This is a genomic window from Rhodococcus ruber NBRC 15591, assembly GCF_001894945.1.
GTDB lineage: Bacteria > Actinomycetota > Actinomycetes > Mycobacteriales > Mycobacteriaceae > Rhodococcus > Rhodococcus ruber.
In genome coordinates this window covers 157,693-183,129 of sequence record NZ_BCXE01000021.1, presented here as the reverse complement: position 1 = coordinate 183,129, position 25,437 = coordinate 157,693, and the positions used below count along the sequence as shown (strand labels likewise).

The window sequence follows — 25,437 nt, the reverse complement described above, 5'->3', positions numbered from 1 at the left end:
ACTCACGCGGTGCAGTGCGGAACGCAGCGGCGCGTGCGAACAGACAAGGAAGTCGATCCTCCAGTGTCAGAGAACGTGGTAGAGGCCAAGACCGATGTAGTGCTCGTGGGTGCGGGCATCATGAGCGCGACACTCGGCGCCATCCTGCGCCGGCTGCAGCCCGACTGGTCCATCACCGCTTTCGAGCGGCTCGACGCCGCGGCGGCCGAGAGCAGTGATCCCTGGAACAACGCGGGCACCGGCCACTCGGCGCTGTGCGAGCTGAACTACACGCCCGCCAAGCCGGGCGGTGGCGTGGACATCACCAAGGCGATCAACGTCAACGAGCAATTCCAGGTCTCGCGCCAGTTCTGGGCGTTCGCGGTGGACAACGGCATCCTCACCGATCCCAAGAACTTCATCAATCCCGTTCCGCACGTCAGCTTCGTCCACGGCGCCGACAACGTGAAGTACCTGCGTGCCCGCTACGACGCGCTGGCCGGGCACCCGCTCTTCGCCGGCATGGAGTACTCGGAGAGCCCCGAGTACTTCTCGGAACGGCTGCCGCTGATGGCGCAGGGCCGGGACTTCTCCGAGCCCATCGCGCTGAACTGGACCCAGGACGGCACCGACGTCGACTTCGGCGCCCTCACCAAGCAACTGCTGAACAACGTCGCCGCGTCCGGCGGCACCGTGCACTTCGGCCACGACGTGACGGATCTGGACAAGCAGTCCGACGGAAGCTGGAGCGTCAAGGTCCGCAACCGCCGCACCGGCCAGGCCCGCAAGGTGCACGCCCGGTTCGTGTTCGTCGGTGCCGGCGGTGGCGCGCTGCACCTGCTGCAGAAGTCGGGTATCGCGGAGGCCAAGGGCTTCGGCGGCTTCCCCGTCTCCGGTCAGTTCCTGCGCTGCACCAATCCGGAGCTGATCGCCATGCACAGCGCCAAGGTGTACGGCAAGGCCGCCGTGGGTGCACCGCCCATGTCGGTCCCGCACCTCGACACCCGCGTGATCGGCGGCAAGCAGGGCCTGCTGTTCGGCCCCTACGCCGGCTGGTCCCCGAAGTTCCTCAAGAACGGCAAGTTCACCGACCTGCCCGGGTCGGTCAAGCCGAACAACCTGCTGTCGATGATCGGCGTCGGCCTCACCGAGATGGGACTGACCAAGTACCTGATCGGTGAGCTGATGCAGTCGCCGCGCGACCGCATCGGCACCCTGGGCGAGTTCGTGCCGCAGGCCCGCATGGCGGACTGGGAGCTCATCACCGCCGGCCAGCGGGTACAGGTCATCCGCCGCAAGGGCGCGGGCGGAGTGCTCGAGTTCGGCACCGCCGTGGTCAATGCCGGCGACGGCACGATCGCCGGTCTGCTCGGCGCGTCGCCGGGGGCCTCGACCGCGGTTCCGGCGATGCTCGACGTGCTCGAACGGTGCTTCCCCGACCGGTGGACGGCATGGCAGGACACCCTGCGGGAGATGGTGCCGTCCCTCGGAGTCAGGCTCTCGGACGACACCGCACTGTTCGACAAGGTCTGGCGCTGGGGTACCAAGTCCCTGCAGCTCGATGTCGCCTCCCCGGTCGACGCCCCCGCCCCGGCGGAGCCGGCGACGGTCTGACCGTCCAGTCGTCGAGGCCGCCCGCGCGGGACCCGGCCGGGTCCCGGGCGGGCCGCCTCGTCCGCCGGAACATGCCGGTGTCCCCGCCCGGCGGTCTACGCTGGTTCCAGCGTGGAGAGGGGCAGGGCTGTGAGCACCGCTAGGGAACGGATCTGGCTCGCCAGCTACGCCGAGGGCGTGCCCTCGGACATCACGCCTCCGGAGCACTCGCTGGTCGACATGCTCGAGACTTCGGCAGCCCGGTTCGGACCACGTCCGGCGCTCGAGTTCTTCGGCGCGGAACTGACCTATTCGCAACTCGCCGACCGGGTGCACCGCGGCGCGGAGGGGCTACGGCGGCTCGGTGTGCGCCCCGGTGACCGGGTGGCGCTCGTCCTGCCGAACTGCCCGGAACATGTGATCGCGTTCTATGCGGTCCTGCGGATCGGCGGCGTGGTGGTCGAGCACAATCCGCTCTACACCGAGGAAGAGATGGCCCGCCAGTTCGCGGACCACGGCGCCACGGTGGCGATCGCCTGGGACAAGGTCTGTCCGCTGCTGCAGCGGGTCGCCGGGGACACGGCCGTCGAGCACATCGTGGCGGTGGACATCACGCGTTCGATGCCGTGGTCCAAGCGGCTCGCGCTCGCCCTTCCCGTTCCGAAAGCGCGTGCGGCGCGGGACGCGCTGACCGGCTCTGCGCCCGGGACGATTCCGTGGAATCGGCTGCTGGCGGACGGGCCCGTCGACCCCGATCGACCGGGGCCCTCGGTCGAGGATCTGGCGGTGATCCAGTACACGAGCGGCACCACCGGCGTCCCGAAGGGCGCGATGCTGACCCACCGCAACCTCGGCGCCAACGCCGCCCAGGGTCGTGCGTGGGTACCGGGCCTGGTGGACGGCGAAGAGGTCGTGTACGCGGTGTTGCCGATGTTCCACGCATACGGGCTCACGCTGTGCGTGACCTTCGCGATGAGTATCGGCGCCCGGCTGGTCCTGTTCCCCAAGTTCGACGTGGATCTGGTGCTCACCGCCGCCGCGAAGCACCCGCCCACGTTCATGCCGGCGGTGCCGCCGATCTACGAGCGGCTCGCCCGCGCGGCCCGGGAGCGATCGGTGGACCTGACGTCGGCGCGATGGTCGATCTCCGGGGCGATGCCCTTGCCGACGGAGACCCTGGAACTGTGGGAGGAGGTCACCGGCGGGGTACTGGTCGAGGGGTACGGGCTCACCGAGACGTCGCCGGTGGCGATCGGCAATCCCATCGGACTCACCCGCCGGCCCGGCGCCGTCGGGGTGCCCTTCCCGAGCACCGAGATCCGGGTGGTCGATCCTGCCGACCCGGCGCGCGACGTCGAACCCGGGGAGCGGGGAGAATTGCTGCTCCGGGGTCCGCAGGTGTTCTCCGGATACTGGAACAAGCCCGAACAGACGGCGGAAGCACTGCTCGACGGGGGCTGGTTCCGGACCGGGGACATCGTCCAGGTCGACCGGGACGGATTCGTCACGGTGGTGGATCGGATCAAGGAACTGGTCATCACCGGTGGATTCAATGTCATGCCGTCCGAGGTCGAGGCGGCGTTGCGGTCGTTCCCGGGGATCGTCGATGCCGCCGTGGTGGGACTGCCGGCTTCCGACGGCGGCGAGGACGTGGTGGCGGCGGTGCTGGTTTCGGGTGAGGACGTCGACCCCGAGGCGGCGCGGGAGCACTGCCGGTCGCGCCTGGCCGCCTACAAGGTTCCGCGACGTGTGGTGGTGGTGGAGGACCTGCCGCGCTCCCAGATCGGGAAGGTGCTGCGCCGGCAGGTCCGCGAGTCTCTCCTCCCCGGCTGATCCCTCCGGCAGCCGTGCGGGTCGCGACTGCGGCGTCGCTCACGAAGTTCGTACGGCGGATGGCGCCGCAAACCACCGTGCCCGTAGTGTTTGTGCGTTCCACGCAGCGTGATGCGCGTTGCAGACAGTGCCGAAAGATGGGAAGTGCCGGTGTCCAGTGCTGCCGACGACGAGACCAACTACCTGGTCGGGCTCAATCTGCGGGGCCGGCGCGTGGTGGTGGTCGGCGGCGGTACCGTCGCACAGCGGCGGCTCGGCCTGCTCGTCGCCGCCGGTGCCCACGTGCACGTGATCACCCGTGCCGCGACGCCCGCCGTCGAGGGCATGGCGACCGCCGGGCAGATCACCCTGGAACTGCGCGACTACCGCGCCGGGGATCTGGACGGCGCCTGGTATGCCATCGCCTGCACGGACGAACCGGACACGAATGCCGCGATCGTCGCGGAGGCCGAACGCGACCGCATCTTCTGCGTCCGGGCCGACAACGCCCGTCGCGGCACCGCGGTCACCCCGGCCACCGCCCACTACGACGGGATGACCGTCGGTGTGCTGGCCGGCGGCGACCACCGCCGCTCCGCGGCCGTGCGCACCGCGATCCGCGAGGCCCTGCAGTCCGGCGCCGTCGTCGCAGACGCCGAACCCGCCCGTCCCGGGGTCGCGCTGGTCGGGGGTGGCCCGGGCGATCCCGACCTGATCACCGTCCGCGGGCGGCGCCTGCTGGCCCGGGCCGACGTCGTCGTCGCCGACCGGCTGGCCCCACCGGAACTGCTCGCCGAGCTCGGCCCCCACGTCGAGGTGATCGACGCCGCCAAGATCCCCTACGGCCGGGCGATGGCGCAGGAGGCCATCAACCAGGCCCTCATCGACGGCGCGAAGGCCGGGAAGTTCGTCGTCCGGCTCAAGGGCGGCGACCCGTACGTGTTCGGCCGCGGCTACGAGGAACTCGAGGCATGCGTTGCCGCCGGGGTGCCCGTGACGGTCGTTCCGGGCATCACCAGCGCCATCTCGGTGCCCTCCGCGGCGGGGATCCCGGTCACCCATCGCGGGGTCACCCACGAGTTCGTCGTGGTCAGCGGGCACGTGGCCCCGGACCACCCGGATTCGCTCACCGACTGGGGTGCGCTCGCGCGCCTGCGCGGCACGCTGGTGCTGCTGATGGCGGTCGAGCGGATCGAGCAGTTCGCCGCCGCCCTGCTCGAGGGGGGCCGGCCCGCGCAGACGCCGGTCACCGTGATCCAGGAGGGCACGCTGCGCACCCAGCGGGTGCTGCGCGCCGATCTGGCGACCGTCGCCGCGCGGGTCCGGGAGGAGCAGATCCGCCCGCCGGCCATCGTCGTCATCGGGCCGGTGGCCGCGTTCGACGTCGGGCCGGTGGCCGAGGTCGCCTCGGACGCTCGGTAACGTTGATCCACATGGCCGAAACCTCCTCGCCCGTGAGCTACCCCGTCACCACGCGTGCGCTGGGTCTGGCGATCGTCGTCCTCAGCGGCCTGCAGCTGATGGTCGTCCTCGACGGCACGGTCGCCAATCTCGCGCTGGCCCCGTTGCAGGAGGACCTCGGCCTGAGCGACGCGGGCCGCAACTGGGTGCTCACGTCGTACGCACTGAGCTACGGCGGTCTCATGCTGCTCGGCGGACGCCTCGGCGACGCCTTCGGTCGTAAACGCATGTTCATCGCCGGCGTCGGGTTGTTCACGCTCGCCTCGCTGCTGTGCGGACTCGCCGTCAACGAGGGCACCCTCGTCGCGGCCCGCGCGCTGCAGGGCGTCGGCGCCGCTGTGGCCTCGCCCACGGCCCTGGCGCTGGTCGCCACCACCTTCGCACCCGGACCGGCCCGCAACCAGGCGATCGCCATCTTCGCGGCCATGACGGGTGTCGGCTCGATCGCCGGGCTGATCATCGGAGGCGCTCTGACCGAGGTGTCCTGGCGCTGGATCTTCCTGATCAACGTGCCGATCGGGATCCTGATCGTGACCCTGGCCGTGATCGCACTCCGCGAGACCGCCGCCGAGCGGCTGCCGCTGGACGTGCCGGGCGCGGTGCTCGCCACGCTCGGCTGCACCGGTCTCGTCTTCGGGCTCACCGAGGGCCCCGAGATGGGGTGGAGCAGCCCGGCGGTGGTCGGCGCGCTGCTCGCCGGTGCCGCGCTGCTCGCGGTGTTCCTCGTCGTGGAGCGCCGCGCCGAGAACCCCTTGCTGCCGTTCGTGCTGTTCCGCAATCCCGACCGGGTCGCGACGTTCGTGTCGATCTTCTTCGCCGGTGCCGTCATGTTCAGCCTCGCCGCGTTCGTCGCCCTGTTCGTGCAGGACATCCTCGGGTACTCGCCGCTGCAGGCCGGTCTGGCGTTCGTGCCGTTCGCCTTCGGGCTGGGCGCCGCCGCTGCGGTCGCGTCGAAGCTCGCGGTCCGGGTGCGGCCCCGGTGGCTCGTCGTCACCGGAGCCCTGATCATGGCGGTCAGCCTGCTGTACGGGTCGACCATGTCGCACACCGTCGCGTACGTGCCGACGCTGTTCGTCCTGGTGCTCGTCGTCGGATTCGGCGTGGGCCTGGCCGTGGTCCCGCTGCCGCTGTGTGCGATCGCCGGCGTCGGCTCGCACGAGATCGGCCCGCTCGCTGCGATCGCCCAGGTGGCGCAGACGCTCGGCGGCCCGATCGGTCTCGCCGTGATCGGCGCGATGGCCACCTCCCGGACCCTGGCCCTGGGGGGTACGTCCGGCGCCGTCGCCGACATGGACCCCGCCCAGCTCTACGCGCTGGGGGAGGGCTATCTGTTCGCTCTCGTCGGCTGCGCGGTGTGCGCCGTGATCGCGGGGGCTGCGGCGTTGTTCATCCGCTTCACCCCGGAGCAGGTCGCGCAGGCCCAGGAAGCGGAGAAGGCGGCGCACAGGGTACATAGACCTCCGCCGCCGGAGGCACAGGGTACATAGACCTCCGCCGCCGGAGGCGCAGGGTACATAGACCTCCGCCGCCGGAGGTGCAACAGCACACAGACCTCCGCCGCGGTGGCCGCCCGCACCGGGGTGTGACCGCCGTGCGTCCCGGGTAGCCGGAGCACATGCTGTCCGCCTTCACCGACCGGGTTCGATACTCGGCGTCGTGGACGGTACGTGCCGTCCGCGAACGAGGCCACGAGCGCCACATCGCCACCCAGGCTGCCAAGGCGTCCGTCGCTGCGATGATGGCCTGGCTCGTCGCCGCCGAGTGGCTCGCGCTGCCGCAGGCCTATCTCGCGCCGTACGTCGCGGTGTTCCTCGTCGAGACGACGGTGTTCCGGTCGGTCCGGCAGGCGTTCGTGCAGATGGCGATCGTCCTGTCCGGGGTACTGCTCGCCGCGGCGGCGATCGCGCTCGTGCCCGGACCGACGCTGTCGATCGGCGCAGCCGTGCTCGTCGGCTGGTTCGTCGGCCGGTGGCGGGTGTTCGGCACCAACGGGATCTGGGTGGCGATCACCGCCCTGTTCGTCATCGCGACGGGCGTCGCGGGCGATCCGGTGATGCTGGGAGACCGGTTGATCGAGACCGCCATCGGCGCGGTCTGCGGACTCGTGGTGACCGCGGCGCTCTTCCCGCCCGTCTACCCGGTCGGAGACGAGCTCGAGGTACTCACCCGGGAGATCCGATCCCTGCTGTGCGACATGGCCGCCGGGACGGGCGACGACGCGGGCCCGGGCACCGGGGGCTGGGCGCGCCGGGCGGAGGAGATCGACCGGATGATGGAGCGCGCGGCGGAATCCTCGCAGTGGGCACGCGAGAGCGCGCGGCTCAATCCGCGTCCGATCGCAGACCGGGTCCGGGACCAGGCCACGGCCTCCCAGGGCGTCCTGGACCGGCTGTGGTACGCCGTGCCGGCGCTGCGCGAACTCGCACGTGTCGCCGAGGCGGCGTCGGACGGTGTTCTCGCCGAGGCGGACGACGCGGCGCGGTGTTCCGTGCCCGCCCTCCTGACGGCCCTTGCCGGGCTCGTGGACCGGATCGGGGACGCCCACGACGACCCCGCGCGATTCGACGAGGCCCGCGACCGGTGCGCCCGCCGGCTCGCCGAACTGCAGCGCTCGGCCGCCGGGTCCGGTGATCCCCGGGTGGCGGCCGTGCTCGGGAGCTTCTGGCACCCGGCGCACCGGTTCCTCACCGCGGTGCAGGACACCGGGCGCACACCGCAATCAGGTCAGAATCACGAGTTCGGTGGCTGACGCCGTCTCCACCCGCAGACCCGCGCGGGCCGCGACCCGCGCGACACCGTCGACGTCCGCCGGCTCCGCGCGGGTCAGCACGAGCGCACGTGCCAGCAGGCCCTTGTGGTGCTTGTTGAAGTGGCTGACCACCTTGCGGCTGCCGTCCGGCTGCTCGGTGAGCACGGTTGCCGTGACCGCACCGGGGACAGGTCCGAGTTGCTGGTACACCCCCGAGCGCAGGTCCACGACGAGCTCCCCGGCGGCCTCCGCGGACAGTGCGTCGCTCAGTTCCGGGCGCCACAACGACGCGAGGGTGCCGAACCCGGGCAGCTTCGATCCGCCCGACAGGCGATATGCAGGGACGGGATCGCCCGCACGGACCGCGCCGAACAGCGCCGACCCGATCGCGAGCCGCCGGTAGGCCTTCGCCCGCTGCGCCCTGGTGAACCCGGCGGCGTCGAGGGCGTCGAACAGCACTCCGGTGTATCGCGCGAGCGCCGGTCGCGTGGGCGAGACCCACAGCTTGGCGTTGCGTTCGATCTCGTCCGCCTGCGTGGGACCCAGGCCGAGCGCCACGGTCGACGCCTCGTGGTCCGCGGCCAGGTCGACGAGTGCCTGCGCCAGCGCCTCGCGAGTCACGGTCAGCTGCGGCATCGACAGTTCGCCCAGGTCGAGGGGCGCACCGTCGCCGCCGTCGGACTTGGTTTCGGAAGGAGGCAGAAGCACCAGCACAAGCGGTAACCGTACCGAGGCCGGTCCGGGGGCGGCAGGTAGGCTGCTCTCCCGTGATCACCCGCATGTCGCACCTGTTTCTCCGCACCCTCCGCGACGATCCGGCCGACGCCGAGGTCGCCAGCCACAAGCTGCTCGTGCGCGCCGGCTACGTCCGCCGCATAGCGCCGGGGGTGTACTCGTGGCTGCCACTGGGTCTGCGGGTGCTGCGGCAGGTCGAGCGCGTCGTGCGCGAGGAGATGAACGCGATCGGCGCGCAGGAGATCTCGCTGCCGGCACTGCTGCCGCGCGACCCCTACGAGACCACGAACCGGTGGACCGAGTACGGCGACGGGCTGTTCCGGCTGCACGACCGCAAGGGCGCCGACTACCTGCTCGGGCCCACCCACGAGGAGATGTTCGCGCTCACCGTCAAGGGCGAATACAACTCCTACAAGGACTTTCCGGTCACGCTGTACCAGATCCAGACCAAGTACCGGGACGAGGAGCGGCCGCGTGCCGGGATCCTCCGCGGCCGCGAGTTCGTGATGAAGGACTCCTACAGCTTCGATCTCACCGACGAGGGCCTGGCCGAGTCCTACCGGGCCCACCGCGACGCCTACGAGCGGATCTTCGCGCGTCTCGGGGTGAAGTACGTCATCGTCTCCGCGACCTCGGGCGCGATGGGCGGGAGCGCGTCGGAGGAGTTCCTCGCCGAGAGCGAGGTGGGTGAGGACACGTACGTGCGCTGCCTCGAGTCGGGCTACGCCGCGAACGTCGAAGCGGTGCGCACTCTGGCTCCCGAGCCGGTCGCGTTCGACGGGCTGCCCGAGCCGGTGGTGCACGACACCCCCGACACCCCGACCATCGAGACTCTCGTCGAGTGGGCAGCCGGGGCGCTCGACCGCCCGGTGACCGCCGCCGACACCCTGAAGAACATCCTCGTCAAGACGCGGCGACCCGGCGGGGAGTGGGAACTGCTCGGTATCGGCATCCCCGGCGACCGAGAGGTGGACGACAAGCGGCTCGGTGCATCGCTCGAGCCGGCCGAGTACGAGCTGCTCACGGACGCCGACTTCGCGGCCCACCCGTTCCTCGTCAAGGGGTACATCGGTCCGAAGGCGCTGCTGGACAACGGGGTCCGTTACCTCGTCGATCCGCGGGTCGTGGACGGCACGTCGTGGATCACCGGCGCCGACGAACCCGGCAGGCACGTCGTCGGACTCGTCGCGGGCCGGGACTTCGTCCCGGACGGCACGATCGAGGCCGCCGAGGTGCGCGACGGTGATCCGTCGCCCGACGGTGCCGGGCCCCTGGTGTCGGCGCGCGGCATCGAGATCGGCCACGTGTTCCAGCTCGGCCGCAAGTACACCGATGCCTTCGCCGTCGACGTGCTCGGCGAGAACGGCAAGCCGGTGCGGCCGACCATGGGTTCCTACGGTGTCGGCGTCTCGCGGCTCGTCGCGGTGATCGCCGAGCAGCAGCACGACGACAAGGGTCTGCGCTGGCCGGCCGAGGTCGCTCCGTTCGGCGTGCACCTGGTGATCGCCAACAAGGACGAGGCGGCCCGGGCGGGCGCCGAGAACCTGGCGGCCGAACTCGACAAGGCCGGAGTCGCGGTCCTGCTCGACGATCGCAAGGCCTCGCCCGGGGTGAAGTTCAAGGACTCCGAGCTGCTCGGCGTGCCGCTGGTGGTCGTCGTCGGACGGGGATGGGCGGACGGCAAGGTCGAGCTGCGCGACCGGTTCGGCGGCGAGTCCCGGGAGGTTCCGGCCGACGAGGCGCTGCAGGAGATCCTCGGCCGCTGAGGCGCGTCGGACCCCACAATCGGTGTCATGACCGACAGCGACACGGCCGACGACTGGGCCGCCACCGACAGCTACCTCGCCGAGCTCCTCGTCGGCGACGACCCCGCCCTGACCGCGGCGCTCGAGGCCAACGCCGCGGCCGGGTTGCCGCCGATCGACGTGGCACCGGTGCAGGGCAAGCTGCTGCACCTGCTGGCCCGGATCCGCGGTGCCCGGCGCATCCTCGAGATCGGCACGCTCGGCGGGTACTCGACCATCTGGCTGGCGCGGGCCGTCGGCGACGACGGGCGCGTGGTCACCCTCGAGTACGAACCGCGGCACGCCGAGGTCGCCCGCGCCAACCTCGACCGCGCCGGGGTGGGGGAGCGCGTCGAGGTCCGCGTGGGCGCCGCCCTCGACCTCCTGCCGTCCCTCGAGGGCGAGGCCCCGTTCGACCTGGTCTTCGTCGACGCCGACAAGGAGAACAACCCGCACTACGTGCGGTGGGCGCTGCGGCTCGGCCGACCCGGAACCGTGATCGTCGTCGACAACGTGATCCGCGGCGGATCGGTGACCAATGCCGACCTCGACGACGAGCGTGTGCGCGGCGCCCGGGAGGTGCTCGAACTCATGGGGGCGGAGCCCCGCCTCGACGCGACCGCGCTGCAGACCGTCGGGGTCAAGGGCTGGGACGGCGTGGCGATCGCCGTGATGACCGCCTGACCCGCCGCGCCGGACGGCTCAGGGTTGCCCGGGCAGCGCGACGGACGACGGGGCGATCCCCAGGTTGACGCGCCACCGTGCCGCCCGCATCGCCGACTCGGTGAGCGCCTCGATCGCCGCTCCACGGGTGTGCTCGCTGCGGGCCCGCTCGACGACGGAACGCCACGCCACGGCGACATCGGCCTCGATCTGTACCGCCAGCTGTGCTGCCGAGACCGGATCGGTCACCGGGAAGGGCGTGGTGTACCCGGCGGCAGCGGGGGGCGGGGTCACGCCCGCGGCCCGCAGCGCATCCGTGGTGGCGTCGCGCCGGGCGCGGTGGGCCGCGGTGTCGGCCGAGACCTCGGCCGCCCGGGCGGGGTTGGAGAAGGCGGCGACGATTCCGTACCCGAACACCGCGGCGTACTCGGCGTTCAACGCGTCCACGAGGGCCTGCTGCTCGACACCCAGCGACTGCGAACTCACGGCAGCAGCACCCCCGTGTGCACGGCGCACGCGGCGCTGATCGAGGCGAGCAGGCCCGCCCGGTACCCCTGCAGGGTGCGGGCGAGATCGGCGGCGGCGCGCCGCGAGGTGCCCAGCCGGTCGCGCATCAGATCGAGGGTCGGTGGATCCGCGGCCGGAGCGACGGTCGTCGTCGTGACGTCCGACACCGTCGGGTCGGTCCCGGCGAGCCGGGCCACTTCGGCGTCCAGGGTCTGGGCGTGGGTCGTGCGTTCGGCGGCGACGGCCTGCAGCGCCTGCGCACGGTCCGGAAGCAGCGCGACGAGCAGGGCGGCGGTCGCGGCGTCGACGCGCGCCCGCTCGGCCTGCGCGATCAGCGGATCGACCTCTCCGCTGCCGTCGTCCTCGCCGGCAGCGCACCCGGCGACGGCGAGCGCGCCGAGACTGCCGAGCGCGGCGCCGGACCACCGCAACACGGTGCGGCGGGATACGGGCGGTGAGGATGCGAGCGTCGGCACCGCACCATCGTGCCAGCCCGGTCCGCGTGGATCCGACGGTGGTCGGCCGCGGGGGTTGGTCACGGGGGCACCGAATGCGCGATATCCTGGGATACCTGCCGGTCCGCTCGTGCGCCGGCATGTCGTCCGCTGCGATCACAACTGAACGAGGAGCTTGTCGCGATGCCGGTGCCGCCCCCGGAGAGAATTGCCGAACTCGTCTCCGGACCGATCGAGCGCGAGGGATACGACCTCGAGGACATCGTGGTCACGTCTGCGGGCAAGCACAGCACGGTGCGGTTGTTCGTCGACAGCGACACCGGACTGAGCCTCGACGAGGCCGCCCGTCTGAGCACTCTCGTCTCGGAGGTTTTCGATTCCGTCGCCGACTTCGGCGAGTCGCCCTACGTGCTCGAGGTGACCAGCCCCGGCATCGGCCGCCCGCTCACCCTCGAACGGCACTGGCGCCGGTCCCAGGCCCGCAAGGCGCGGATCGACCTGGACGACGAGACGATCGTCGGCCGCATCGGTGAGCTCGTCGGCGACGAGGTCCGGGTCGTCGTCCCCGGCCGCAACGGGCCGTCCGTGCGGGTGCTTCCGCTCGCGGATGTGCGCCGCGCCGTCGTCGAGGTCGAGTTCAACGCGCCGAATCCGCGCGAACTCGAACTCGCGGGCGGGGTGCCGGACGGCCGGGTGCGTGCGGGCGAGATCGCCGAGAGCGACGGCGAGGATCCGGACGACGAGAACGGCACCGACTACAACGGCACGGACGAAGTGAAGGTGGACAAGTGAATATCGACATCGCAGCCCTGAAGGTCCTCGAGGCCGACAAGAACATCCCGTTCGATGCGCTGATCGAGACGATCCAGACGGCCCTGCTCACCGCCTACCGGCACACCGACGGGCACCAGCCGCACGCGAGTGTCGACGTGGACCGCAGGACCGGCGCTGTGCGGGTGATGGCGCAGGAGTTCGACGCGGACGGCAACCTCGTCTCCGAGTGGGACGACACCCCCGAGGGCTTCGGCCGCATCGCGGCGACCACCGCGCGCCAGGTGATCATGCAGCGCATTCGCGATGCCGAGCACGAACAGCGGTTCGGGGAGTTCGCGACGCACGAGGGCGAGGTCGTCGCCGGCGTCGTCCAGCGCGACACCCGCGCCAACGCCCGCGGCATGGTCGTGGTGAAGATCGGTGGCGAGACCACCGGCGCCGAGGGGCTGATCCCGCCGGCCGAGCAGGTGCCCGGCGAGACGTACGAGCACGGTGACCGGATCCGCTGCTATGTCGTCGGGGTCTCCCGTGGGCAGCGCGGTCCTCAGATCACGCTGTCCCGGACGCACCCCAATCTGGTGCGCAAGCTGTTCGCCCTCGAGGTGCCGGAGATCGCGGACGGGTCGGTGGAGATCGTCGCCGTCGCGCGGGAAGCCGGCCACCGTTCCAAGATCGCGGTCCATTCGCGAGTGCCGGGGCTCAACGCCAAGGGCGCGTGCATCGGCCCGATGGGGCAACGGGTGCGCAACGTCATGCGTGAACTCGGGGACGAGAAGATCGACATCATCGACTTCGACGAGGACCCGGCGAGGTTCGTCGGCAACGCACTGTCCCCCTCGAAGGTGGTATCCGTCACAGTCGTCGATCCCGACGCGCGTGCGGCCCGGGTCGTCGTCCCCGACTATCAGCTCTCCCTCGCGATCGGCAAGGAGGGGCAGAATGCCCGCCTGGCTGCGCGGCTGACCGGGTGGCGGATCGACATCCGCAGCGACGCCGCGGCCGGTGGTTCGGAGTCGGCGGGGTCGCCCGCGACAGGCAGGTAGGGGTGGAATGCACGGTTCCGGCCCGATCAGCGGTAGAGTGGTCGATGGCTCAGCATGAGCTGCCCTCGGCCGGCCGAGAGCGCATCGCTCCGGTGCGCACCTGCGTCGGGTGTCGGCAGCGGGTGCTGGCTGCCGATCTGCTGAGGGTCGTGGCGCGGGCGACGGAGTCGACAGGTTTCGTGCTGGTGCCGGATCCGGGGCGGAGGATGCCCGGTCGGGGCGCGTGGCTGCACCCCGATCCGGAATGCCTCGGTCAGGCGGAGCGGCGTCGAGCATTCGGCAGAGCGCTGCGGGTGTCGGGAACAATCGACCCGTCCGCGCTTGTTCAGCTGGTCGGGGTCCGGAACGAGGGGAACTCGGCGTAGCGATACGCGCCGGACCGGGGACACCAACTCTGAGAAGAACAGGTACGAACACTCATGAGCACACCGTGAAGCACCAGCGATGAACGTCCATCGGAGATAACCCGAGGTCGTGCGGGCACCAGCCGCTCGACCTCATCAGTGAGGAGAGCAGTGGCAGGCAAGGCCCGTGTACACGAGTTGGCCAAGGAACTCGGTGTCACCAGTAAAGAACTTCTCGCCCGTTTGAAGGAACAGGGCGAATTCGTGAAGTCGGCGTCCTCGACAGTCGAGCCGCCGGTGGCGCGCCGACTGCGCGAGTCCTTCGCGAAGGCGAACGGCGACGGCGCAGCCCCGTCGGCGGCCCCCAAGCCCGGGGCGCCGCGCCCCGGCCCCCGTCCGGCTGCGCCCGCGCAGGCCGCACCGGCACCCGCCCCGGCCCCGCAGCCGGAAGCCGCCGCCCCGGCGCCCAGCCCGGCTCCGGCGGCGCGTCCCGCCGCGTCCGGCCCCAAGCCCGGCGCTCCGCGCCCGGCCGCCCCGAAGCCGGCCGTCCCGGAGACCCCGGCGGCGCAGGCCGCGCCGCAGGCACCGGCCCCGCAGGCACCGGCCCCGCAGACGCCGAGCCCCGGCCCCAAGCCGGGCGGTCCCCGTCCCGGTCCCAAGCCGCCGCGCGTCGGCAACAACCCGTACTCGTCCGCCCCCGCGGAGCGTCCTGCGCCGCGTCCGGGCGCCCCGCGTCCGGTTCCCGGTCAGGGTCGCCCCGCGGCCGGTCCCGGTGGTGCCCGTCCGGCCCCCGGCCAGGGTCGCCCCGCGGCCGGTCCCGGCGGTCCCCGTCCGGCCCCCGGTCAGGGTGGCCCCCGGCCGTCCCCCGGATCGATGCCCCCGCGTCCGAACCCGGGCGCGATGCCGCAGCGTGCTGCACGTCCCGGCCCGACCGGTCGTCCCGGTCGTCCCGGTGCCCCCGGTGGGCGTCCGGCCGGCGGTGGCGGCGGTTACCGCGGTGGTGGTGGCGGCGCTCCGGGTGCCGGCACCGGTGCCGGCGCTCCCGGTGGATTCCGCGGTCGCCCCGGTGGTGGCGGCGGTGGTGCCGGTCGCGGTGGCCGCGGTGGCACCGCGGGTGCCTTCGGCCGTCCCGGTGGCGCTCCGCGCCGTGGCCGCAAGTCGAAGCGGCAGAAGCGGCAGGAATACGATTCGATGCAGGCACCGTCGGTCGGCGGTGTGCGGCTGCCGCGCGGCAACGGCGAGACCATCCGTCTCGCTCGCGGGGCGTCGCTGTCCGACTTCGCGGAGAAGATCGACGCGAACCCGTCGGCCCTCGTGCAGGCGCTGTTCAACCTCGGTGAGATGGTCACGGCCACTCAGTCGGTGAACGACGAGACTCTCGAGCTGCTCGGCTCCGAGATGAACTACAACGTTCAGGTCGTCAGCCCCGAGGACGAGGACCGCGAGCTGCTCGAGTCGTTCGACATCACCTACGGCGAGGACGAGGGCACCGAGGAAGACCTCGTGCAGCGCCCGCCGGTGGTGACCGTCATGGGTCACGTCGACCACGGCAAGACCCGCCTGCTCGACACGATCCGCAAGGCCAACGTCCGCGAGGGCGAGGCCGGCGGCATCACCCAGCACATCGGTGCCTACCAGGTGATGACCCACCTCAACGGCGAAGACCGGCTGATCACCTTCATCGACACCCCGGGTCACGAGGCGTTCACCGCCATGCGTGCCCGTGGCGCGAAGTCGACCGACATCGCGATCCTCGTGGTCGCGGCCGACGACGGCGTCATGCCGCAGACGGTGGAGGCGATCAACCACGCTCAGGCTGCGGACGTGCCGATCGTGGTCGCGGTGAACAAGATCGACAAGGAGGGTGCGAACCCTCAGAAGATCCGCCAGCAGCTCACCGAATACGGCCTGGTCACCGAGGAGTACGGCGGCGACACCATGTTCGTCGACATCTCGGCGAAGCAGGGCCTGAACATCGACCAGCTGCTCGAGGCCGTGCTGCTCACCGCGGACGCGTCCCTCGATCTGCGGGCCAACCCGGACATGGAGGCGCAGGGCGTCGCGATCGAGGCGCACCTCGACCGTGGCCGCGGCCCCGTGGCCACCGTCCTGGTCCAGCGCGGCACGCTGCGGGTCGGCGACTCGATCGTCGCGGGTGACGCGTACGGCCGGGTCCGCCGCATGGTGGACGAGCACGGCGACGACGTCCTCGAGGCGTCGCCCTCGCGGCCGGTCCAGGTCATCGGCTTCACGTCGGTGCCCGGCGCCGGTGACAACCTCGTCGTCGTCGAGGAGGACCGCATCGCACGGCAGATCGCGGACCGCCGCAATGCGCGCAAGCGCAACGCGCTGGCCGCCAAGAGCCGCAAGCGGATCAGCCTCGAGGACCTCGATGCCGCGCTCAAGGAGCACAACGAGCTCAACCTCATCCTCAAGGGCGACAACGCCGGTACGGTCGAAGCCCTCGAGGAGGCCCTCATGGGTATCGAGGTCGGGGACGAGGTGCGGCTGCGAGTCATCGACCGCGGTGTCGGTGGTGTGACCGAGACCAACGTCAACCTGGCTGCCGCGTCCAACGCTGTGATCATCGGCTTCAACGTCCGCGCGGAGGGCAAGGCCACCGAGCTCGCCAACCGCGAGGGTGTCGACATCCGCTACTACTCGATCATCTACCAGGCGATCGACGAGGTGGAGAAGGCGCTCAAGGGCATGCTCAAGCCCATCTACGAGGAGGTCGAGCTCGGCCGCGCCGAGATCCGGGCGATCTTCAAGTCGTCCAAGGTCGGCAACATCGCGGGCTGCATGGTCCAGTCCGGCATCGTCAAGCGCAACGCGAAGGCCCGTCTGCTCCGCGACAACAACGTCGTCGCCGAGACGGTCACCATCTCCTCGCTGCGGCGCGAGAAGGACGATGTGACCGAGGTGCGGGAAGGCTTCGAGTGCGGTCTGACGGTCACCTACTCCGACATCAAGATCGGTGACGTGATCGAGGCGTACGAGCTGCGCGAGAAGCCGCGCGACTGACGCGGCCGGATACACCCGACGGTCTCGTCGGCGGCGGTGGGCGAGATGATCGCCCGCCGCCGTCGGCGTGCCGGAGATCGGCACCGCACGACATCGGAGGACGGATGTATCTCGGGGCTCTGGAACTGGACGTTCTGCTCGGCGACGTGCGCTCGCTCAAGCAGAAGCGGTCCGTGATCCGTCCTGTGCTCGCCGAGCTGCGGCGGATGACGGTCAGTGCCGCCGAGACCGGTGACCAGGACCTCTACCGCCGCGCCGAGATCGGGGTGGCGGTGGCCGCGTCCGCGGTGCCGTACCTCAACGAGGTGCTCGACACGTGCGAGCGGCTCGTCGCCGAACGCCCGGAGTTGCAGCTGCTCTCCGTGCGGCGAAGAATTTTCGGTCCGGAGGACTGACCGGACCGGTCGAACAACATGTGGTCGCCGTCGGCGGCCGGGGAGAGGAACCGACTGACATGGCCGATCCAGCACGGGCACGCCGACTGGCCAAGCGCATCGCCACGATCGTCGCCACGGCCATCGATCACGAGATCAAGGATCCGAGGCTGGCGTTCGTCACGGTGACCGACGCGAAGGTCACCGCCGATCTGCACGACGCCACCGTCTACTACACGGTCCGCGGCGAGAATCTGGACGCCGAACCCGACCTGGCCGCGGCTGCCGCCGGCCTGGAGAAGGCCAAGGGTGTGCTGCGCTCGAAGGTCGGAGCGGGAACCGGAGTGCGATTCACCCCCACGCTGACCTTCGTCACCGACACCGTGCCGGACACCGCCCGGCACATGGAGGAACTTCTCGAGCGCGCACGGGCTGCCGACGAGGAGCTGGCCAAGGCCCGGGAGGGAGCCGCACCCGCCGGCGAGCCCGACCCATACAAGGAGCCCCGGACCCGTCCCGACGGTGACGATCTGTCGCGTCCCGACGACGGTGACGATCTGTCGCGTCCCGACGACGGTGACGATCTGTCGCGTCCCGACGACGGTGACGATCTGTCGCGTCCCGACGACGGTGACGATCTGTAGCGCACCGATGGCCGAATCGACGCAGGCCGCCCCGGCGGTCGATCTCCGCGACGCCGTCGCGCTCCTCGAGGACGCGACGTCGGTGACGATCCTCTGCCATGTCCAGCCCGACGCCGACACCTTCGCCTCCGGCCTGGCCCTCGGCACGGTGCTCGAGCGGCGTGGCACTCCGGTGCAGGTGGCATTCGCGTCTCCGGCTGCCGTTCCGGCCTCGATGCGCGACCTGCCCGGCGGTCACCTACGGGTGCCCGCCGGGCAGGTCCGTCACGAGGTGGATCTCCTCGTCACCGTGGACTGCGGCACGGTCGGCCGACTCGGGCAACTCGCGGGCCGCCTGGCCGGAGCGAAGCGCATCCTGGTGATCGACCACCACCGCTCCAACACGCGGTTCGGCACCCACAATCTGATCGACGAGGCCGCCGAATCCACCACCGCCGTGCTCGCCGATCTGTTCGACGAGTGGGGCGTGCAGATCGACGCGGACCTCGCCCACTGTCTGTACGCGGGGCTGGTCACCGACACCGGATCGTTCCGTTGGGGGCGTGCGGGCTCGCACCGCCTCGCGGAACGGCTGCTGGCGACCGGGATCGACGGCGCCGCGATCACCCGCCGGCTTCTCGACACCCACCCGTTCGGGTGGCTGCCCATGCTGTCGATGGTGCTCGCCTCGGCGACGCTCGTCCCCGATGCCGCCGGCGGTCGCGGACTCGTCCACGCGACAGTGCGCCGCGCGGACTCCGCGCATCTGGGAGCCGAGGAGATCGAGAGCGTCATCGACATCGTTCGAACGACGGCAGAGGCGGAGGTCGCCGCCGTATTCAAGGAGTGCGGGCCGGACGTGTGGACGGTGTCGCTGCGATCGAAGCGGCACATCGACGTTTCCGCGACCGCCGCCGCGCTCGGGGGAGGCGGGCACCGGTTCGCATCCGGCTACACCGCGTACGGCGACCGCGACCTGGTCGTCGCGGCACTGCGCGCGGCACTGGACTGACGATGCCGGCGCCGCAGGACACCGCCGGCCCGGAACCGGACGCCGCGTCCCACCTCGTCCCCGAGGCCACCGCAGGACGCATCTTCGGGCTCGCGGTGCCGGCACTCGGAGTACTCGCCGCCGAACCCCTGTACCTTCTGTTCGACATCGCCGTCGTCGGCCGGCTCGGCGCCCTGGCCTTGGCCGGACTGGCCATCGGCGGCCTCGTCCTCGCCCAGGTCAGCACCCAGTTGACCTTCCTGTCCTACGGCACCACCGCCCGGGCCGCCAGATTCCACGGCGCCGGACGGCGGGACGCCGCCGTCGCCGAGGGGGTGCAGGCCACCTGGCTCGCACTCGCCGTCGGGACGGCGATCCTGATCGTCGGCCAGCTCCTGGCCGAACCGGTGGCCGCGCTGATCGCCGGCGACGAGCAGATCGCCGAGGCCGCGGTGTCGTGGCTGCGCGTCGCCCTGTTCGGCGCACCGCTGATCCTCGTCGGCCTCGCCGGCAACGGCTGGATGCGCGGTGTGCAGGACACCGCCCGCCCCCTGCGGTACGTGCTCGCCGGGCTCGCGCTCTCGGCGGTGCTGTGCCCGCTGCTCGTGCACGGCCTGGCCGGAGCCCCCCGCTGGGAACTCGTCGGCTCCGCCGTCGCCAACGTCGCCGGCCAGAGTGTGTCCGCAGCGCTGTTCGTCGGGGCACTGCTCCGGTCCGGTGTGCCGCTACGACCACAACGGACGGTGATCGCCGCGCAGGTGCGGCTCGGCCGCGACCTGATCGCCCGCAGCCTGGCCTTCCAGGCGTGCTTCCTGTCCGCGGCCGCGGTCGCCGCCCGGTTCGGGGCGGCCGCCGTCGCAGCACACCAGGTGGTGCTGCAGTTGTGGAACTTCGTCTCGCTCACCCTCGACTCGCTCGCCGTCGCCGCCCAGGCGCTGGTGGGCGCGGCCCTGGGGGGAGGAGCCCGCTCCGATGCGAAGCGCCTGGCGTGGCGGATCACCGCGTGGTCCACGGTGTTCGCCACCGGCCTGGCGCTGGTGTTCCTCGGGGGCGGCGACGCGATTCCGGCGCTGTTCACCAGCGATCCCGGGGTGCTCGAGCAGATCGACGTCGCCTGGTGGTTCTTCGTCGCGCTCCTACCCGTCGCCGGTGTCGTGTTCGCGCTCGACGGCGTGCTGCTCGGCGCCGGCGACGCCGCCTTCCTCCGCACCGCCACGCTCGCGTCCGCACTGTTCGGATTCCTGCCCCTCGTGTGGTGTTCGCTCGTGTGGGACTGGGGTCTCGCGGGTATCTGGACTGGGCTTACGGTGTTCATCGTGTTCCGGATGGCGGCCGTCGTGTGGCGGACGCGGTCGGGGCGGTGGGCGGTGACCGGTGCGGACCGGCAGGCTCGGCCCCCGCACGAGACGGCGCGCGACGAGACGAAGAAGGAGAGCCGGTGACGGGGAAACTGTGGGCGGTCAGCGACATCCACGTCGGGCATCGAGGCAATCGCCCCGTCACCGAGGATCTGTACCCGGAATCGCCGGACGACTGGCTGATCGTCGCCGGCGACGTCGCCGAGAAGTCCGACGACATCCGCTGGGCACTGTCGCTGCTGCGCAGCCGTTTCGCGAAGGTGATCTGGGTTCCCGGCAACCACGAACTGTGGACCACCGCCAAGGACCCGGTTCAGATGCACGGCGCCGCCCGGTACGACTACCTGGTGACGATGTGCCGCGAACTCGACGTGCTCACCCCGGAGGACCCGTACCCCGTGTGGCACGGCGAGGGCGGACCGGTGACGCTCGTGCCGATGTTCCTGCTCTACGACTACTCCTTCCTTCCCGAGGGCACCGCGACGAAGGCCGAGGGCCTGGCGCTGGCCCGTGAACGCAACGTCGTCGCCACCGACGAATTCCTGCTCGCGCCCGACCCGTACGTCACTCGGGACGTGTGGTGCCGCGTACGGCTCGACGAGACCCGCAAGCGTCTCGACGCCCTCGATCCGTCGCTGCCGACGGTGCTGATCAACCACTTCCCGCTGGTGCGCGAGCCCACCCGGATGTTGTTCTATCCGGAGTTCTCCCTGTGGTGCGGCACGACCGAGACCGCCGACTGGCACCTGCGCTACCGCGCCCTCTGCGCCGTGTACGGGCACCTGCACATCCCGCGTACCACGTACTACGACGGCGTCCGCTTCGAGGAGGTCTCTCTCGGCTATCCGCGGGAATGGCAGCGCCGGGGCCTGCCGGATCGACTGTTACGCCAGATCCTGCCCGTGCCGGAGTACCCGCCGGGATCGTTGAACAAATGGGGCGGACACTTCCGGGTCACGCCCGAGATGGAAGCCGAAGTCGAGAAGATGCGTGCAGCGCGCACTGCACAGAGCATGCGCGCGGGGCGCGAAGGGAAGTTGCGATGACCGACCCGACCACCGCGACCCGCACCGGGCTGATCAGCCGGATCCTGCCCGACGGGATCGCCGCCGCGGAGTTGTTCGAGGACCCGCCCGGTCTGCGACCGCACCCGCAGGAAGAGCCGCTGGTCGCCCGCGCGGTGGACAAGCGCCGGCGGGAGTTCGCCGGGGCACGGCACTGCGCCCGGCTGGCCATGCGGCAGCTCGGGATGGAACCCGGCCCGGTGCTCAAGGGCGACAAAGGGGCACCGGTCTGGCCGCGAGGGGTGGTCGGCAGCCTCACCCACTGCGACGGATACCGCGGAGCTGTTCTGGCCTATGCGTTGCAGGTGCGGTCGCTGGGGATCGACGCCGAGCCGCACGGACCTCTCCCCGACGGGGTGCTCGAAGCGGTCTCCCTGCCCCAGGAGCGCACCTGGCTCGCGGGCACCGATCCGAGTCTGCACTGGGACCGCCTGCTCTTCTGCGCCAAGGAGGCCACCTACAAGGCGTGGTTCCCGCTCACCGGACGCTGGCTCGGCTTCGAGGACGCCCACATCACGTTCGAGCGCGACGGCGCGGCCGCACCGGGCGCAGTCGCGTCGGGCACGTTTCGCTCCGACCTGCTCGTCCCCGGAGACACCCGGACGGGTGCCCCCCTGGCCGCGTTCGACGGGCGCTGGCTGATCGCCGACGGTCTGGTGCTCACGGCGATCGTCGTGCGCTGACGTCGCAGTCGTCGTGGCAGAATCGGGCCCCGTGTCTGCCTCCGAGAACCCCGCCCTCACCCGTGCCGGTCTGCTCGTCGTCGACAAGGACGCGGGCATGACGAGCCACGACGTGGTGGCCCGCTGCCGGCGACTGCTCGGCACTCGCAAGGTCGGTCACGCCGGCACCCTGGATCCGATGGCGACGGGCGTGCTCGTCCTCGGGGTGGAGCGCGCGACGAAGATCCTCGGTCTGCTCGCCCTCACCACCAAGGCGTACGCGGCGACGATCCGGCTCGGCCAGAGCACCGTCACCGACGACGCCGACGGCGAGGTGCTCGCGACCACCGACGCCGCCGCGGTCACGGACGAGGCGATCGCTACGGCCGTCGCCGCGCTCACGGGGGACATCTCCCAGGTGCCCGCCAGCGTCAGCGCGATCAAGGTGGACGGCAAGCGTGCCTACGCCCGGATGCGCGACGGGGAGGCCGTCGAGCTGGCGGCCCGCCCGGTCACGGTCTCCCGTTTCGCGGTACTCGCCCGGCGTGAGGTGCGCGCGGACCGCGGGTGTTTCGTCGACCTCGACGTCGAGGTGGAGTGCTCGTCGGGCACCTACATCCGGGCGCTCGCCCGCGACCTGGGGTCCGCGCTGGGTGTCGGCGCGCATCTGACCGCGCTCCGCCGCACCCGGGTCGGCCCGTTCGGGCTCGAGCACGCTCGCACGCTCGCCCAGCTCGAGGACGACCCGACCGTGAGCCTGGACATCGACGCCGCGATCCGGACGGCGTTCCCGTGCCGGGACGTCACCGCCGCGGAGGCGGCACTGCTCGCGAACGGCCGGTGGCTGGACCCGGTGGGGATCCCCGGCGTGTACGCGGCGATCGATCCGTCCGGCCGCGCCGCGGCGCTGCTCCAGGAGAAGGGCACGCGGGCCTCGGCGGTGTTCGTCGTGCGCCCGGCCACCATTTGACGTCCTCCCCGTCGTGAACAGCGGGGATTCCGGTCTGCGCCGCTCATGCGGTGCTCCCGGCGGGTTCTCGCTTCACGGCCGGGTGCGGGACCGGGGTCCCGGCTGACACCGGCTCCACGAGCGTTGGGCTGTCCGCGCGTCCCGCGGCCAGGATGTTCTTCGCGGCGTTCACATCTCGGTCGTGGACCGCGCCACACGGGCAGGTCCACGACCGGACGTGCAGGGGCTTGGCCTCCCCGATGGCCCCGCACACCGAGCACGCCCGCGTGGAGGGGAACCACCGGTCGACCCGGGCGAAGGTGCGCCCGTGCCGCCGTGCCTTGTACTCGAGCATCGCCGTGAACGTCGACCACCCGGCATCGTGCACCGAGCGGGCGAGCTTCGTCCGGGCCAGCCCGGACACGGCGAGGTCCTCCACGTACACCGCTTGGTTCTCGCGGACGATCGTGGAGGAGAGCTTGTGGAGCCAGTCCCGGCGGGTGTTCCCGACCCGGGCGTGGCAGCGCGCCACCTTTCGGCGCGCACGCTCCCGGCGGGCCGAGCCCTTCTGCCGCCGGGCGAGTTCCTTCTGCGCGGTCCGCAGCTTGGCCTGCGCCTTGCGGGCGAGGCGGGGGGCGTCGACCTTCGTGCCGTCCGACAGTACCGCGAAGTGTGTCAGCCCCAGGTCGATCCCCACCTCGTGCGGCACGAGGGGCAACGGCTGGTCGGGGACGTCGACGACGAACGAGGCGTGGTACCGCCCGGCCGCGTCCATCGTCACCGTCACGCTCGACGGCGCCGAGGGCAGGTCGCGCGACCAGCGCACCGGGACGTCCCCGACCCCCGGCAGCCGCAGCCGCCCGTTCGGGAGCACCCGGAAACCGGGCGGCCTTGGTGAACCGGATCGACTGGGCCCGGTCCGTCCGTGACCGGAACCGGGGCGCGCCGAGCTTGCGACCCTTCCGGGTGCCGTCGAGGGAGGCGAAGAAGTTCCGGTAGGCGGCGCAGGCGTCGGCGAGGGCCTGTTGCAGGACGACGGCGGACACCTCGGCCAGCCATGCCCGTTCCGGGGTCCGTTTCGCCGCGGTCAGCGCCTTCGACAGCGCCGCGTCGGTCGGGAACGGCGCCCCCGCCTCGTGCGCCGCCCGCCGAGCGGCGATGGCGTCGTTGAACACCACCCGGGCGCAGCCGAACACCCGCGCCAACACTCGGCGCTGGGCCGGGGTCGGGTCGAGCCGGTAGGCGTACCGGAGCTGCACACAGACCACTGTACCGTATTGGTTTATGGGCGATGACGACGACATCCGCACTGGCAGACACTGCACGTTCCTCATGCATGTGCACTTGGTTTTCGTCACGAAGTACCGGCGCCAGGTGTTCGGTGACCGGCACCTGAACCGGATGGAAGAGATCATGCGCGCGGTGTGCACGGACTTCGAGGCCGAGCTGGTCGAGTTCCACGGCGAGGCCGACCACGTACACCTGCTGGTCCACTACCCGCCCAAGGTCGCCGTCTCGAAGCTGGTCAACAGCCTGAAAGGCGTCTCCTCCCGTCGTCTGCGCCAGGAGTTCCCCGAGCTGGTCCGGCACTACTGGCGCGCGCAACGGCTGTGGTCCGGGTCCTACTTCGCCGGGTCCGTCGGCGGCGCGCCGCTGAGCATCGTGCGCCAGTACATCGAGCAGCAGAACCGTCCCGTCCAGGGCACGGCTCGGCCCTGGCGGCCCTTCCCGCGCGGGCCTTCACCACCGCCGTGAACGGCGGCGCACTGACCCACATCCCGGTAGCGGCGGAGCCGCCTACACCAGCCAGATCGCGTCGGCGGCGGGATGTCCCAGGTCGACCGTGCTGCCGGCGTCGCCGCCGATGCGAACCGCGACGGTGCCTGCGAAGTCGCGGCGTTCGACGACGCGGATGTCGGTGTCGAGGGCGATGCCCACGTCGTCGAAGTAGCGCAGCATTGCCGGGTCGGCGTCGGAGATGCGGGCGACCCGGCCGTGCTCACCGTCGACGAACGCGCTGAGCTGGCGGGCCGGCGGCGTGGGGATCGTGCCGTCGACCGCCGGGATCGGATCTCCGTGCGGGTCCCGTTCCGGATGGCCGAGCTTGGCGTCGATCGCGGCGACGAGCCGGTCGGAGACGGCGTGCTCGAGCACCTCGGCCTCGTCGTGCACCTCGTCCCAGCCGTAGCCGAGTTCCCGGACCAGATACGTCTCGAGCAGGCGGTGCTTGCGGACCATGGCCACGGCCGCCGCGCGCCCGGCCTCGGTGAGCGAGATCGCGCCGTAGCGTGCGTGGTCGACGAGACCCTGCTCGGCGAGCTTGCGGACGGCCTCGGAGACGGTCGAGGCCGACACTCCGAGCTTCTCGGCGAGCAGCTTCGTCGAGACCTTCTCACCCGACCATTCCCGGACGGTCCAGATGATCTTGAGATAGTCCTGCGCGACCGGCGTCAGCATGTCCGTCGCCGCCACCTCGGTCGCCCCGCTCCTGTC

At 71.4% G+C, this 25,437-nt stretch carries 24 protein-coding genes and 1 pseudogene; 19 read left to right on the top strand and 6 right to left on the bottom strand.

Annotated elements, in window-relative coordinates; translation table 11 throughout:
* Nucleotides 1-63: 63 nt before the first annotated feature.
* From mqo to RR3_RS13890, 5 genes are all read left to right on the top strand, one after another.
* Complete coding sequence (gene mqo / locus RR3_RS13910; protein ID WP_072786451.1) at nt 64-1,593, top strand: malate dehydrogenase (quinone); 1,530 nt, start codon at nt 64-66, stop codon at nt 1,591-1,593.
* A gap of 129 nt (nt 1,594-1,722) precedes the next feature.
* Nucleotides 1,723-3,405: a long-chain-fatty-acid--CoA ligase gene (locus RR3_RS13905; RefSeq protein WP_064066633.1), complete on the top strand. Its 1,683-nt coding sequence runs from the start codon at nt 1,723-1,725 to the stop codon at nt 3,403-3,405.
* 111 nt (nt 3,406-3,516) lie between these two features.
* On the top strand, nt 3,517-4,806 hold the full coding sequence (cobA, locus tag RR3_RS13900) for a uroporphyrinogen-III C-methyltransferase (protein WP_225222750.1): 1,290 nt from the start codon (nt 3,517-3,519) through the stop codon (nt 4,804-4,806).
* A gap of 11 nt (nt 4,807-4,817) precedes the next feature.
* The gene (locus RR3_RS13895; protein ID WP_064066634.1) at nt 4,818-6,332 is read left to right on the top strand and encodes an MFS transporter; all 1,515 of its coding nucleotides are present in this window, start codon (nt 4,818-4,820) and stop codon (nt 6,330-6,332) included.
* Nucleotides 6,333-6,460: 128 nt separating this feature from the next.
* A complete protein-coding gene (locus RR3_RS13890) occupies nt 6,461-7,594 on the top strand; it encodes an FUSC family protein (protein WP_064066635.1) in 1,134 nt (377 codons plus the stop codon).
* Here RR3_RS13890 and yaaA read toward each other — a convergent pair.
* Complete coding sequence (gene yaaA / locus RR3_RS13885) at nt 7,565-8,308, bottom strand: peroxide stress protein YaaA (RefSeq protein WP_064066636.1); 744 nt, start codon at nt 8,306-8,308, stop codon at nt 7,565-7,567. The genes RR3_RS13890 and yaaA overlap by 30 nt on opposite strands.
* 53 nt (nt 8,309-8,361) lie before the next feature.
* Between yaaA and RR3_RS13880 the strand changes: the two genes are divergently transcribed.
* Together RR3_RS13880 and RR3_RS13875 are read left to right on the top strand one after the other, a co-directional pair.
* Nucleotides 8,362-10,095: a proline--tRNA ligase gene (locus RR3_RS13880; protein WP_064066637.1), complete on the top strand. Its 1,734-nt coding sequence runs from the start codon at nt 8,362-8,364 to the stop codon at nt 10,093-10,095.
* Nucleotides 10,096-10,122: 27 nt separating this feature from the next.
* Nucleotides 10,123-10,797, top strand: coding sequence for an O-methyltransferase (locus tag RR3_RS13875; RefSeq protein WP_064066638.1), 675 nt, complete (start codon nt 10,123-10,125; stop codon nt 10,795-10,797).
* Nucleotides 10,798-10,815: 18 nt separating this feature from the next.
* Here the strand turns inward: RR3_RS13875 and RR3_RS13870 are convergent, their stop codons facing one another.
* Nucleotides 10,816-11,262 carry a ferritin-like domain-containing protein gene (locus RR3_RS13870; RefSeq protein WP_064066641.1) on the bottom strand — a complete coding sequence of 149 codons (447 nt, stop codon included), beginning with the start codon at nt 11,260-11,262 and terminating at the stop codon, nt 10,816-10,818.
* The gene (locus RR3_RS13865; RefSeq protein ID WP_064066639.1) at nt 11,259-11,759 is read right to left on the bottom strand and encodes a hypothetical protein; all 501 of its coding nucleotides are present in this window, start codon (nt 11,757-11,759) and stop codon (nt 11,259-11,261) included. The genes RR3_RS13870 and RR3_RS13865 overlap by 4 nt, the downstream gene beginning before the upstream one ends.
* Before the next feature lie 162 nt (nt 11,760-11,921).
* Here RR3_RS13865 and rimP point away from each other — a divergent pair, with 162 nt between their 5' ends.
* The 11 genes from rimP (at nt 11,922) to truB (ending at nt 22,965) form a co-directional block, all read left to right on the top strand.
* Entirely contained in the window at nt 11,922-12,530 is a 609-nt protein-coding gene (gene rimP, locus RR3_RS13860) for a ribosome maturation factor RimP (protein ID WP_059174591.1), read from the top strand.
* A complete protein-coding gene (nusA, locus tag RR3_RS13855; RefSeq protein WP_003938972.1) occupies nt 12,527-13,555 on the top strand; it encodes a transcription termination factor NusA in 1,029 nt (342 codons plus the stop codon). The genes rimP and nusA overlap by 4 nt, the downstream gene beginning before the upstream one ends.
* Nucleotides 13,556-13,599: 44 nt before the next feature.
* Nucleotides 13,600-13,920 (top strand): YlxR family protein, encoded by a 321-nt coding sequence (locus RR3_RS13850; RefSeq protein ID WP_010592706.1) that lies wholly within the window; start codon nt 13,600-13,602, stop codon nt 13,918-13,920.
* A 150-nt stretch (nt 13,921-14,070) separates the two neighbouring features.
* A complete protein-coding gene (gene infB, locus RR3_RS13845) occupies nt 14,071-16,923 on the top strand; it encodes a translation initiation factor IF-2 (RefSeq protein ID WP_072786449.1) in 2,853 nt (950 codons plus the stop codon).
* Nucleotides 16,924-17,027: 104 nt separating this feature from the next.
* Nucleotides 17,028-17,318 carry a DUF503 domain-containing protein gene (locus tag RR3_RS13840; RefSeq protein WP_003935690.1) on the top strand — a complete coding sequence of 97 codons (291 nt, stop codon included), beginning with the start codon at nt 17,028-17,030 and terminating at the stop codon, nt 17,316-17,318.
* A gap of 59 nt (nt 17,319-17,377) precedes the next feature.
* On the top strand, nt 17,378-17,941 hold the full coding sequence (gene rbfA / locus RR3_RS13835) for a 30S ribosome-binding factor RbfA (RefSeq protein ID WP_064066762.1): 564 nt from the start codon (nt 17,378-17,380) through the stop codon (nt 17,939-17,941).
* 7 nt (nt 17,942-17,948) lie between these two features.
* The gene (locus RR3_RS13830) at nt 17,949-18,932 is read left to right on the top strand and encodes a DHH family phosphoesterase (protein WP_010592704.1); all 984 of its coding nucleotides are present in this window, start codon (nt 17,949-17,951) and stop codon (nt 18,930-18,932) included.
* 2 nt (nt 18,933-18,934) lie between these two features.
* Nucleotides 18,935-20,353, top strand: a complete 1,419-nt coding sequence (locus tag RR3_RS13825; RefSeq protein ID WP_040271863.1) for an MATE family efflux transporter — start codon at nt 18,935-18,937, stop codon at nt 20,351-20,353.
* Nucleotides 20,350-21,315 (top strand): metallophosphoesterase family protein, encoded by a 966-nt coding sequence (locus RR3_RS13820; RefSeq protein WP_010592702.1) that lies wholly within the window; start codon nt 20,350-20,352, stop codon nt 21,313-21,315. The genes RR3_RS13825 and RR3_RS13820 overlap by 4 nt, the downstream gene beginning before the upstream one ends.
* A complete protein-coding gene (npt, locus tag RR3_RS13815) occupies nt 21,312-22,016 on the top strand; it encodes a 4'-phosphopantetheinyl transferase Npt (RefSeq protein ID WP_010592701.1) in 705 nt (234 codons plus the stop codon). Before RR3_RS13820 ends, npt begins: the two co-directional genes overlap by 4 nt.
* A 31-nt stretch (nt 22,017-22,047) precedes the next feature.
* On the top strand, nt 22,048-22,965 hold the full coding sequence (gene truB / locus RR3_RS13810) for a tRNA pseudouridine(55) synthase TruB (protein WP_017680695.1): 918 nt from the start codon (nt 22,048-22,050) through the stop codon (nt 22,963-22,965).
* Nucleotides 22,966-23,008: 43 nt separating this feature from the next.
* On the opposite strand, the gene RR3_RS13805 is transcribed toward truB, so the two are convergent.
* Nucleotides 23,009-23,818 (bottom strand): RNA-guided endonuclease InsQ/TnpB family protein, encoded by an 810-nt coding sequence (locus tag RR3_RS13805; RefSeq protein WP_064066489.1) that lies wholly within the window; start codon nt 23,816-23,818, stop codon nt 23,009-23,011.
* 313 nt (nt 23,819-24,131) lie between these two features.
* Nucleotides 24,132-24,248: pseudogene (locus tag RR3_RS25170) on the bottom strand (helix-turn-helix domain-containing protein); the annotation flags it as partial.
* On the opposite strand from RR3_RS25170, the gene tnpA reads away from it, so the two are divergent.
* Nucleotides 24,229-24,699: an IS200/IS605 family transposase gene (gene tnpA, locus RR3_RS13800; RefSeq protein WP_017680694.1), complete on the top strand. Its 471-nt coding sequence runs from the start codon at nt 24,229-24,231 to the stop codon at nt 24,697-24,699. The pseudogene RR3_RS25170 and the gene tnpA sit on opposite strands and share 20 nt — an antisense overlap.
* A gap of 42 nt (nt 24,700-24,741) precedes the next feature.
* Here the strand turns inward: tnpA and RR3_RS13795 are convergent, their stop codons facing one another.
* On the bottom strand, nt 24,742-25,401 hold the full coding sequence (locus RR3_RS13795; protein ID WP_040271917.1) for a metal-dependent transcriptional regulator: 660 nt from the start codon (nt 25,399-25,401) through the stop codon (nt 24,742-24,744).
* Nucleotides 25,402-25,437: the final 36 nt, after the last annotated feature.